We start from the raw sequence: 11,777 nt of genomic DNA on the forward strand, positions 1-11,777 counted from the left end.
CAGTCATGGATTTTTTGAATAATTTAGGTAACTACGCGTTCTTCACGCTCATCAACAATTTTCTGCGTGATGAGATCGACTATTTTCAATGGTCGTTGCTGATCCGGATGTCGTGGTGGGTGACGGTGACGGCGATGAGCGCGCTGACGCTGTGGGTGCTGTTCAAGGGTTTCCGCGTGGTGACTGGCCAGTCGCGCGAGATTGCCATGGACTTGGTGGTGACGGCGCTGCGTTCGGTGCTGATCATTGGCGTGGCGATGAGCATGGTGTCTGCTGCCAGGCCCGGTGCAACAGAGAGCGACGGTTTGATGAGCGGTCTGTATTGGCGGCTGACCGACGGGCTGAGCAGCGCGATCGTCAAGACTGTGACTGGCGACTCGGATAGTCCGTACGAAGCGATCGACAAGAATTTGGCGCTGATGCAGATCGCGCTGACGAGCATCGATCAGATCAACACGGCCGGCGATGCGGAGCGCGAGAAGGAGAAGGATCGCGCTCGCCTGTTCACGGGTCTGGGAATGGCCGGCCCGGGCGTGGTGGGCGGTTCGCTGCTGTTGCTGAACAAGCTGGCGATGGCACTGTTCATCGGCTTTGGGCCGCTGTTCATCCTGTGCCTGCTATTTGATGCAACGAAGTCGCTATTCCAGAAGTGGCTGCTGTACGGGATCGGGACGATGTTCTCGTTGTCGGTATTGAGTTTCACGGTGGGTTTGGCGACGAAGGTGATTGCCGCGGTGGCGGCGGGTTTTCTGGCCAAGTGGATGGCAGCCAACGGCACCGGCGAAGGCGTAAGCAGCATGGCGTTGCAGCAGGGAGGAATCGGTTTGGTATTGAGTACGCTGATCATCACTGCGCCGCCGATGGCGGCATCGTTCTTCCAGGGCACGCTTGGGCAGTTCACGCCGTACTCGGGCTTCGGTTCGCTGGGCAAGGATCCGGCATCGGGGAAGCCTTATACGCCGCAGGCGCCGACGGCTGGCGATGATGGGAGGTCGAATCGAGTTAATGATGCCACAATGAATACTTATGCAAATATGAATAGAGGGGCGGAAGGGCAGAACGCGACTTCATCGCCGGGTAGCCGTGGCGCACATAACGATAGGGTTTGACATCTATGAAGAACCGGATTGCTTACACAATCATAGCTATGGCAACTCTGGGGGCGCCCTTCACCCTGTTCGGTCAGACTCGTTGTCCTGTGGGAACTCAGGCGGGGAGTGCCCAATGCCTTCCTGACGATGATGTTGCGCCTTCACGCCCCACCGGCGAATGGATCAAAACTTGGGGGGCTTTGGTTCGATCCAACCAAAGAGGCGGTGCATGGTCTTCTCAGGGGGCCTTCAGTGAGAATGATGCACGTCAAGACGCTTTAAATAAATGTAGGGCTACCGGTGCTTCCGATTGCGTTGCAGATGCGACCTATTTTAATCAATGTATTGCCGTTGCTGCATCTAATGAGCCTGGTGTTAATATAAATACGGGTAAAGACAAGGCGACGGCCGGTAAAAGGGCTGTTGCAGATTGTGGAAAGGTTTCAAGCTCTCAGTGTGTTGTCGTATTTTCAGAGTGCACTGATCCCGTATTTAAGAAGTATTGATGTACCGGGTTTTAATTATTTAGATTCCGTCTTGAGCTTCACGATTGGTTTGGCGACGAAGGTGACAACTGCGGTGGCGCGGCGGGTTTCGTTGCGAAGTGTGCCGCCCCCAAGGCGAGGGCGTGAGCGCCATGGCCTTGCAGTAATGAGGGGTCGCGTTGGTTTCGACCGAGCTGACCCTTACAGCCCCGCCGATGGCAGCCGTGTTCTTCCAGGGCACGCTGGGACATTTCAATGCGTATTCGGTCCTTGGCCAGATTGGCAAGGATCCGGCGACGGAGTGGCCGATGACGCCGCAGGCACCGAATTACGATTCGTCTTCAAGAACCGGTAACGATTATAACACGTCCCAAAAAACCACTAATCATAGCTCGAGACAGCCGCAATTTGCATCCGACTCTGGATCTCACGCGGGTGGCGGAAAGGTGGGAAAGGTCGATTTGAGCTGATGTAATTTAGGAGGGGATTGCATTGAAATTTATAATTTATATTTTTTTATGTTTATCTTTTGAGGCTGGTGCGCAAACCGCATGTCCTGTGGGCGTTGCCCCAGGTAGTGTTCAATGTCTGCCAGATTCGGAATCATCTTCTCAGCCGTCCGGGCCAATAGGTGAATGGATTAAGGCATGGGGAGCTATTGCAAGCTCTTCTAATGGAGATGTTGGAAGCAGTACAGGTAAATTTTCGGAGCAAGAAGCTAAAGATAACGCGCTGAAAATATGCACTAATCTCGGCAACTCTGATTGTAAAGTTATGTTTACCTATAAAAATCAGTGCGTAGCCGTTGTTAAAGCCGAGGCGGGTCGCACCGGTGGGAAAATTGTCAGTGGTGCAAGTGTAGAAGATGCTAAAAAAAAGGCTCTTAATCAGTGCAAAAATTCTTCTGGCGCGGAATGTTCAGTGGTTGGTGCTGACTGCTCAAAGCCTTTCTTTAAGAAGTATTGATTCCTCTCTCTATATTGTTTGATGCAACGAAGCCGCTGTTCCAGAAGTGGCTGCTGTACGGGATCGGGACGATGTTCTCGTTGTCGGTATTGAGTTTCACGGTGGGTTTGGCAACGAAGGTGATTGCCGCGGTGGCGGCGGGTTTTCTGGCCAAGTGGATGGCAGCCAACGGCACCGGCGAAGGCGTAAGCAGCATGGCGTTGCAGCAGGGAGGAATCGGTTTGGTATTGAGTACGCTGATCATCACTGCGCCGCCGATGGCGGCATCGTTCTTCCAGGGCACGCTTGGGCAGTTCACGCTGTACTCGGGCTTCGGTTCGCTGGGCAAGGATCCGGCGTCCGGGCAGCCTTATACGCCGCAGGCGCCGGCTTGCGATAATTCCACTGCCGATGGTCATGCCACCACGGCTCATGTTAATACTAGAAATACTGGTGGCGATTCGAATAACTTTAATGTAGCAAATGCAGGCTCTCGTGGCATAGCTGCTACTGATAAAATATATGATCTCAGAGGGTGGGAAGTTGAAAATTATTTTCTTTTTTGCGCTTTCTTTGACTTGGGCGGGCGTTGCTCAATCGCAAACGCGATGCCCAACTGGTTCACAGGCCGGTAGCGCTCAGTGCTTGCCTGATGATGAAGGCTCTGCTCCACCTCGTCCCACGGGGGAGTGGATTAAAACTTGGGGTGCCATTGCGAACGCTGATAATACTACTGAGGCTTGGGCTTCAGTTAAAATGTTGTCAAAAAAGATGCGGAAGATGACGCCCTTGATCAGTGTAGGTCGGCTGAATATAAGGGGTGTGTGATAACTTTTACTTATAAATCAATGCGTTGCTATAGCTGCTCCTGATAATGGAAGAACACAGGGAGGTGTGGCTGGTAGAGGGGATTTGGCGCTGGCAAAGTCATCTGCTATCGAGATATGTAAAAAAATGGTGGTTCTGGATGTTCCATAATTTACAGTGAGTGTACGGATCCAGTATTCAAAAAATTTTAAATCTGACACTTGAGCGTTTTGGGCGTTCAATGGTCTCTGTTTATGCGTATGCCCTGCTGGGTAACGGTAAGGGAGATGAGCGCGCTGGCGTTGTGTATGCTGTTCAAGGCTATGATGTGTTGACGGGCCAGTCGCGCGAGATCGCGATGGATCTGTTGATGACGGCGCTGCGTTGGATGCTGATCATCGACCAGGCGATGAGCATGATGTCTGCTGCCAGGCCTGGTGCAACATAGAGCGACGGTCTGATGAGCGGTCTGTATTGGCGGCTGACCGACGGGCTGAGCAGCGCGATCGTCAAGACTGTGCCTGGCGACTCGGACAGTCCGTACGACGCGATCGAAAAAGAACCTGTTTATGGTGCAGATTGCGATAATGAGCGCCGACTCCATCCAAGCGCCCGTTAACGCGCTCGAGCGGCGCTGCGGGCCGTGGTGATCCAATAGTTGCCTGCTTGCTATTTCCCAATTCATAGGCGCCGTGTGCGCTGAATACGTATGCAAGCGCCTGTTCGATTCGCACATCGACGTTACCCTAACGCAGCTTTCCGCGTGCCCTCTGCGCACGCGATCTCTGCCCGAAGGGGGGCGTTGCATGACTCAGGCTCCATGGTGGCGCGGTGCCGTCATCTATCAGATCTATCCGCGTAGCTTCCTCGATGCGAACGGCGATGGCATCGGCGATCTTCCGGGCATCGTGCGCAAGCTGGACTACATCGCGGCGCTTGGCGTGGATGCGATCTGGATCTCGCCGTTCTTCAAGTCGCCGATGGCCGATTTCGGCTACGACATTGCCGACTATCGCGAGGTCGATCCGCTGTTCGGCACCATGGACGACTTCGATCGCTTGCTGGCCAAGGCGCATGCGCTGGGGCTGAAGGTGATGATCGATCAGGTGCTCAGCCATACGTCGGTGGAGCATGCGTGGTTCAAGGAAAGCCGCCAGAGCCGCGACAATCCCAAGGCCGATTGGTACGTGTGGGCGGATGCGCGCGAGGATGGCACGCCGCCGAACAACTGGATGTCGATCTTCGGCGGCGTCGCCTGGCAGTGGGAGCCGCGTCGCGGCCAGTACTACCTGCACAACTTCCTGTCGTCGCAGCCGGACCTCAACTTCCACAATCCCGAGGTGCAGCAGGCCACGTTGGACAATGTCGAGTTCTGGCTCGCGCGCGGGGTGGATGGGTTCCGGCTGGATGCGATCAATTTCTGCTTCCACGATCCGTTGCTGCGGGACAATCCGCCAAAGCCCCCGGAAAAGCGCGTGGGGCGGGGCTTCAGTCCCGACAATCCGTATGCGTTCCAGTACCACTACTACAACAACACGCAGGCGGAGAACCTGCCGTTCCTGCAGAAGCTGCGCGGTCTGCTCGATCGCTATCCCGGGACGGTGAGCCTGGGCGAGATCTCGTCCGAGGACTCGCTCGCCACCACCGCCGAATATACGCGGGCCGGGCATCTGCACATGGGCTACAGCTTCGAGCTGTTGACCGACGATTTCAGCGCACGCTACATCCGCGAGACGGTGTCGAGTCTCGAAGTGGCGATGACCGAAGGTTGGCCGTGTTGGGCGATTTCCAACCACGATGTGCAGCGTGCGGTAACACGCTGGGAGCGGGGTGCGCAGACGCCTGCGTTCGCGCGGCTTCTGATCGCGTTGCTGTGCTCGTTGCGCGGTTCGGTGTGCGTCTATCAGGGCGAGGAGTTGGGCCTGGGCGAGGCCGAGGTGCCGTTCGAGGCGCTGCAGGATCCGTATGGCATCGCATTCTGGCCGAGCTTCAAGGGCCGCGATGGATGCCGTACGCCGATGCCGTGGGACGACAGCGCGCAAGCCGGCTTCAGCACCGGGAAGCCATGGCTACCGGTGGCGCCAGCGCATCGCGCGCAGTCGGTGGCGGCGCAACTGGCCGATCCGCATTCGGTGTTGATCGCGTTCCAGCAGTTCCAGGCCTGGCGCAAACGGCATGCGGCTTTGCGCGAAGGCGATATCGCGTTCGTCGAGACCGCCGAGCCGGTGTTGATGTTCCAGCGCCGGCATGCGCGGCAGACGCTGCTGTTGGCGTTCAATCTGTCGGCGCAAGCCACCCAAGTGGCGCTGCCCGCGGGGCAATGGCGACAGCTGGCAGTGCCTGGCATCGACCCAGGCAAGGTCGAGGGCGGCCTGCAGCTGCCCGGTTACGCGATGGTGTGTCTGGAAGGCGTGTAGCCACCGCGCGATCCGCTGGTCCGGCTGCCTGCGTGACAGGCAGCCGAAAGCGGCATGGATGCCAACGTCGGGCTATGGGAGTGTAGATTTCCTCCCTGGCACAGAACGTTCGCTTGTCTCCTGGATGTCACCGCGCTGGATGTACACGAACCGCTTGCTACTCGCGGTTCCATATCCAAAATCCGCATGTTGCCGCCATGGCGGCGCCTAGAGCGCGACCAGGTTGCGAAGCATCGGCTCGCGTTGCCCTACAGTGCACAAAAGCCGTTGCCCTGATTGAAGCGCGCGTGTCCATGATCCATGGGTGAACGCGTTTCTTGCGGCACCTATGGCCGTTTCGTTGCGAACGACACCGGCACTGGTACTGACACAACCCTGGGCATTGGTGCGTGTGGCATGGGCAACGCATGCGCGCCACTCGCTACGTCATTCAGTGTTCGTGCGTGGGCATTGCCGTTTGCGCAGCTGGGCTGGCAGGCCGATGCGTTTTGCCGGGCGCCGCTGCGCAGCGCACTGGGCACAAAAAAAGCCCGCCGGCATCACGCCGACGGGCTTGCTGCAGGCACGGAGGGTTGGCCTAGAACTTGTAGTTCACCCCGAGCACGTAGGTGCGGCCCCACTCGGTGTATTCCAGTGGGCGGTCCTTGGTCTCGGCATAGGTGCGGTAGGGCGAGTTGCTCAGGTTGCTCGCCTGCAGCAGCAGGCTCAGGCCTTTCAGGCTGCTGAGGTCGCCGAAGGTATAACTGATCTGCGCGTCGGTGATGTTCTCGCCGACCACGTAGCGCAGGGTGCGGTTGCCGTTGAAGTTGCCGATCTCGCCGATGAAGTCCGAGCGCCGGCGCTGGCTGACGCGTGCTTCGAAGCCGTTGCGCTCGTAGTAGGCGGTGAGGTTGTAGACGCGCTTGGACAGGCCGGGCAGGCTGATCTCGCCGTCGCCCACGCTTGATGCGCTTTCCGGGTCGCGGATCTTGACGTCGCTGTCGTTGAAGGTGGCGCTGGCCTGGATGCCGAATCCTTCCAACGGGGCGAACAGCATGTCCAGTGGCAGCGAGGCGGTCAGTTCCAGGCCGCGAAGTGTGCCGCCCTTGCCGTTGAACGGCGCGCTGAAGGTGCCGGTGGTCTGCACCGGCGCCGAGCCCGGCGGCGGCACGTAGCCGGCGACCAGGGTGGAGAAGTCGTAGTCGTCGCGGGTCTGGGTGTAGATGTAGCTCTTCAGGTCCTTGTAGAAGAACGCGGCCGCGACATAGGCCTTGGCGCCGAAGTACTTCTCGTAGGAGATGTCCAGGGCGTTGGCGCGCCACGGATCGAGGGTGGGGTTGCCGCCGCTGGCGCCGGGCTTGCCGGTGGCGTTGTCCACGCCGAATTCCAGCGAGGCGCGCAGCTGGTCCACGCGCGGACGCGCGACCTGCTTGGCCAGCGCGAAGCGCAGGGTCTGCTCGTGCGGGAACTGGAAGGCCAGATTCAAGCTCGGCAGCCAGTCGTTGTAGGTCTTGCCTTCGTCGATCGGCCGCACTTCGCTGCCGACTGGCTGCGAGGCATCCCAGTAATTCGCCTGCGACGACTGGTCGGCGTGCTGCAGCTGTACGCCGATGTTGCCGCGCACGCCCACCGCGCCCCATTCGGTGTCGATGTTGGCGCGCATCCAGGCAGTAGTGATTTTTTCCTGCACAGTCCAGGCCTTGGAGACCAGGTACGAGGCATCCTCGCTGGGATCGAACACCATGTAGCGCGAGACCGCGCCCGGCACGTTCCAGGCGGGGATGTAGCCAATGCCGGCGAAGCCCAGGTTCACCGGCGCGTACTGCAGGTCGGAGGCGATGGTGGTGTCGCCTTGCGCGCCCAGGGTGATGTTGCCTTCGGGCTGGTGCTTTTCCTTCTCGCGGTTGGCGTAGTTCACGCCCACGTCCAGATCGGAGAACCAGCGCAGCGCTTCGGGCATCGGGAAGCTGGCCTGCAGGCGCGCGCCCTTCAGCACGTCCTCCACGCGCGGCGCCTTGCCGTAGCCGGAGCCGTAGATGGTGTTGGTGATGTACAGCGCATCCGGGTTGGAATAGTCCAGCCCGGGCGAAAGCTGCGAGAAGCCGTTGTTGCGGTAGGCCAGGCCGACCGTGTCCAGCTGCGGCATCGGCGTCAGCTGCAGGTTGTTCTCGAGATTGAGCTCCTTGCGCGTAGCCTTGGAGTAGTTCACGTCGGTGATGATCCGCACGGCGCCGGCGTTGATTTCGTTGTTCCAGCCGAACGCGTCGATCTTGTCCTCGCGCTTGTTGTACATGCCGCGTACCAGCGGATAGACACCGCTGGCGGTGCCACCGGTGAAGGTGCCGTTGCCGTTGACCTGGGTGCCGGCGATGGCCAGACCCGGGGTGTAGCCGCCGTTGTAGTTGCTGAGGTTGAGCTCGAACTGGTTGGCGGTGTCGATCTGCTCGGCTTCGGTGTGGAAGGCATCGAGCGTGCTGGTCCAGGCATTGGAAGGGCGGTACTGCAGGGTCGCCATCACGCCGTCGCGCTTGGAGTCGCCGGTGCGGCGCAGCGCCTTGATGCCGTCGGAGAAGTAGGTGCCGGCGGCGACACCCGGACGCGCGCCGCTATCGGTGTTCTGTGTGCTCCAGGGTTCGTACAGGCCGACCTGGTTCTCCTGAATGGGCGTGTCGGTATGCGCGTAGCCGATCGCCAGGCCGATGGTGCGATCGGCGAACTGGTCGATGTAGCTGGCGCTGAAACGGTTGCCATAAGGATCGGTATCGGCGGCCTTGCCCAGCGAATTGCGCTGGTAGCGGCCGCCGATCGCGATCACCCGCTCGCCGAAGCTGAGCGGGCGCGCGGTCTGCATGTCCACCGTGCCCGACAGGCCCTGACCGACCAGGCCGGCATCGGGTGTCTTGTAGACGGTGACGCCGCTGACCAGTTCGGACGGGTACTGGTCGAATTCGACGCTGCGGTTGTCGCCGGTGCTGACCACCTCGCGACCGTTCAGCAGGGTGGTGGAGAAGTCCGGCGACAGGCCACGCACGCTGATGACCTGGGCGCGGCCGGCCACGCGCTGCGCGGCCAGGCCGGGTAGGCGCGCCAGCGATTCGGCGATGCTGACGTCGGGCAGCTTGCCGATGTCCTCGGCCGAGATCGCCTCGACGATGGACGTGGAATCCTTCTTGATCGCGATCGCGTTCTCGATGCCGCGGCGGATGCCGGTCACCTCGACCTTGTCCAGATCGGTGACCTGACCTGCGGTGGCTGTGGTGGCGGACTGCGTCTCGGATTGTGCGGCGGCCAGCATCGGTGTCATGGCGATGGCTACGGCCAGCGTCAGCGCATTGCGCTTGTGGTTCAACATTTTCCCCTCCCAGGCAATGTTGTCGTGCAAATTTTCTGATCCGGAAAATCGGCCGGATGTAGGGATCGCGCTGCCGATGTTCGGTAACGCGACTGCGACGTATGGTAGACACGGCAATCCGCCGCGAACGCGGCCTGCATACGTATTCACTGGGTTTCATCGCATTGGAATCGATTCCACGGTGGCGATGGCGTACGGCGATAAAACGTGGGCGCGTCGTGATCGCAAAGTCGGAGTGCGGGAATGTGCGGCGCAGCGCGCTGCGAAGTGCCTGGATGCGCGGCATGCAGGCAGTGGCGGCAGTCCGACGCATGCCGAAGGGGAGAGCAGATGCCTGGGAGACAGATGCGGATACCAGGCGCGACGAGCGTTATGGGCCAGGGCGGCACGCGTCCGCGCGCAGCATGCGCGGGGAACGGAAAAGGCGGCGCTGCACGGATGCGTCAGTCATCCGTCCGAAGCAGACCGTTGCCGATCGCCTGAGCCATTGCAGGCTGTTTGGCGGTTTGGGTCGTGGCGGGCCTTGTCGGTGAAGTCCGTCGCGGCCGAGGCCGCTCCTGCAGGTAACGTCATCCAGCGACCCAGTCCGGAGCGGGAATGGGCTAGCGCCGTGCCGCTGGATCGCCGTCGGCGGCGGCCGCCGCCGCGTCCAGCGGCGTGAAGCGGATCGCCTGGCCGCCGCCCGGCGCCAGCTTCAGTTCCAGGGAATCGGCGCTGCCGACCTCGCGTTGCTCGCGTACGAAGTCGAACGGGTTGTGCCGGTAGTCGGCGGCGTCGCCGTCGCGGTAGATCTCAGCGCGGTAGCGCACGTCCGGCTCCAGGAACGACAGCGACACCGGCAGCACCCGGCCGTGTTCGTCGGTGATGCTGCCCAGATACCAGTCGCGGCTGTGGCGGTCCTTGCGCACGATGGTCACGTAGTCGCCGACCTCGCCGTCGAGGACGCGGCTGTCGTCCCAGTCCACCGCCACGTCCTCGATGAAGCGGAACGCGTCGCGGTGCTGCAGGTAGTGCTCGGGCAGGTCGGCGGCCATCTGGATCGGGCTGTAGATCGCCACGTACAGCGCCAGCTGCCGCGCCAGCGTGCTCGGGATCGGCTGGCCGTCGCGGCCTTTCAGGCTGAGGATGCCCGGGGTGTAGTCCATCGGACCGGCCAGCATGCGGGTGAAGACCAGGTTGACCTCGTGTTCGGGCGGGTTCGGCGGCTGCCCCCAGGCGTTGTATTCCATGCCGCGCGCGCCTTCGCGCGACAGCCAGTTGGGATAGGTGCGGCGCAGGCCGGTGTCCTTGATCGGCTCGTGCGCGTTGACCGATAGGTGGCGCGCCGCGGCTTCGCGCACCACCTTCAGGTGATGCTGCGCCATGAACTGGCCGTCGTGCCATTCGCGCCACAGCGGCCCGCCGGCCGGATTGCGCCGGTCCACCTGGCCGTCGTCGCAGACGTAGCCGGTCTTGAAGGTATCCACGCTCAGGCGTGCGTACAGGTCCAGGGCGGCATCGAGCTGGTCTTCGTAGTGCTGCACCGCGCAGCCGGTCTCGTGATGGCCGATCAGGTGCACGCCGCGCTTGGCGGCATAGGCGCTGAGCGCTTCGAGGTCGAAATCCGGGGTGGGCCGGGTGAAGTCGAAGCCGCCGCCGTTGCCGAACCATTCGCCGTTCCAGCCGGGATTCCAGCCTTCCACCAGCACGCCACGGAAGCCGTGCGCGGCGGCGAAGTCGATGTAGCGGCGGGTGTTGGCGGTGGTCGCGCCGTGCTTCGGTCCGGTCGCCCAGGTTTCCTGGTTCAAATGCATCGACCACCACACGCCCACGTACTTGGCCGGATGCACCCAGCTCACGTCGCCCAGCGCATTGGGCTCGTTGAGGTTGAGGATCAGATTGGAGTCGACCAGGCCGCCGGCGTGGTCGGCGATCTGCACGGTGCGCCACGGCGTGTCGAACGGCAGGCGGCGCTTGACCTTCCAGCCTTGCGCCGATGGCGACAGCTGCGCGTGCAGGCGCTGGCCGTCGCCGCGGCGCAGCCACATGCCCGCGTAGTCGACCAGGGCGGCTTCGTGCAGGGCGATGTGCAGCCCGTCGCGGCTGCGCATCGTGATCGGCGTATGCGCCAGCGCGACCTGGTTCAGCGGCGTCTGCCGGTACAGGTATTCGTAGTGGATCGGCTCGCCGGCAGGGATCCACCAGGCGGTGGCTTCCGGCGCGATGTCGAATTCGGTCAGTTCCTCATCGATGATCGCCTCGCGCAGGCCCGCTTGCTGCGGGAAGCTGTAGCGGAAGCCCAGGCCGTCGTCGTAGACCCGGAACACGACCGCGAAGCGCCGCCGCAGTCCGCTGCGCTCGCCCAGGTCCACGCGCAACTCGTTGTAATGGTTGCGCACGTAGCGGCGCTCGCCCCACGGCTGCTCCCAGGTTTCGTCCACGCTGCGCGTGGCCTGCGCCAGCACCGCCAGGTCGCGGTCCAGGCGCCCGTCGCGCAACTGGAAGCCCAGCCTGGATTCGCCGATCACGCTGTCGCCCAGGCGTTGCACGCGGTAGCTCGGCCTGCCGTCGTCCAACTGCAGCGCGACCTGCAGCACCTTGCCCGGCGAGTCCACGCTGGCCACGGTCCTGGGTTCTGCGCGCAGCAGAGGTGCGATGCACAACAATGCGGCCGCGAACAGCATCCTTAGAGGAGGCGATGGACGCACGCATGGCATGGCAT

General features: G+C 61.5%; 8 protein-coding genes. 6 read left to right on the forward strand and 2 right to left on the reverse strand.

All coding sequences use genetic code 11. The features are described from left to right. Positions 1-5 precede the first annotated feature (5 nt). The 6 genes from JR064_RS02865 (at position 6) to JR064_RS02890 (ending at position 5,745) form a co-directional block, all read left to right on the forward strand. Positions 6-1,109: a TrbL/VirB6 family protein gene (locus tag JR064_RS02865; RefSeq protein WP_206228765.1), complete on the forward strand. Its 1,104-nt coding sequence runs from the start codon at positions 6-8 to the stop codon at positions 1,107-1,109. 5 nt (positions 1,110-1,114) lie between these two features. After that, positions 1,115-1,597, forward strand: a complete 483-nt coding sequence (locus tag JR064_RS02870; protein WP_206228766.1) for a DUF4189 domain-containing protein — start codon at positions 1,115-1,117, stop codon at positions 1,595-1,597. Positions 1,598-2,068: 471 nt separating this feature from the next. Next, positions 2,069-2,542, forward strand: coding sequence for a DUF4189 domain-containing protein (locus tag JR064_RS02875; protein ID WP_206228767.1), 474 nt, complete (start codon positions 2,069-2,071; stop codon positions 2,540-2,542). A 71-nt stretch (positions 2,543-2,613) separates the two neighbouring features. Next, entirely contained in the window at positions 2,614-3,156 is a 543-nt protein-coding gene (locus JR064_RS23285; RefSeq protein WP_338123859.1) for a hypothetical protein, read from the forward strand. 353 nt (positions 3,157-3,509) lie between these two features. Beyond that, positions 3,510-3,776 (forward strand): hypothetical protein, encoded by a 267-nt coding sequence (locus JR064_RS02885; RefSeq protein ID WP_206228768.1) that lies wholly within the window; start codon positions 3,510-3,512, stop codon positions 3,774-3,776. Positions 3,777-4,134: 358 nt separating this feature from the next. Next, positions 4,135-5,745, forward strand: coding sequence for an alpha-glucosidase (locus JR064_RS02890; RefSeq protein WP_206228769.1), 1,611 nt, complete (start codon positions 4,135-4,137; stop codon positions 5,743-5,745). A 577-nt stretch (positions 5,746-6,322) separates the two neighbouring features. Here the strand turns inward: JR064_RS02890 and JR064_RS02895 are convergent. After that, positions 6,323-9,076, reverse strand: coding sequence for a TonB-dependent receptor (locus tag JR064_RS02895; protein ID WP_206228770.1), 2,754 nt, complete (start codon positions 9,074-9,076; stop codon positions 6,323-6,325). Positions 9,077-9,678: 602 nt separating this feature from the next. After that, a complete protein-coding gene (locus JR064_RS02900) occupies positions 9,679-11,739 on the reverse strand; it encodes a glycoside hydrolase family 97 protein (protein WP_241092828.1) in 2,061 nt (686 codons plus the stop codon). Positions 11,740-11,777: the final 38 nt, after the last annotated feature.

The organism is Xanthomonas bonasiae (genome assembly GCF_017163705.1).
In the GTDB taxonomy this organism is placed as follows: Bacteria; Pseudomonadota; Gammaproteobacteria; order Xanthomonadales; family Xanthomonadaceae; genus Xanthomonas_A; species Xanthomonas_A bonasiae.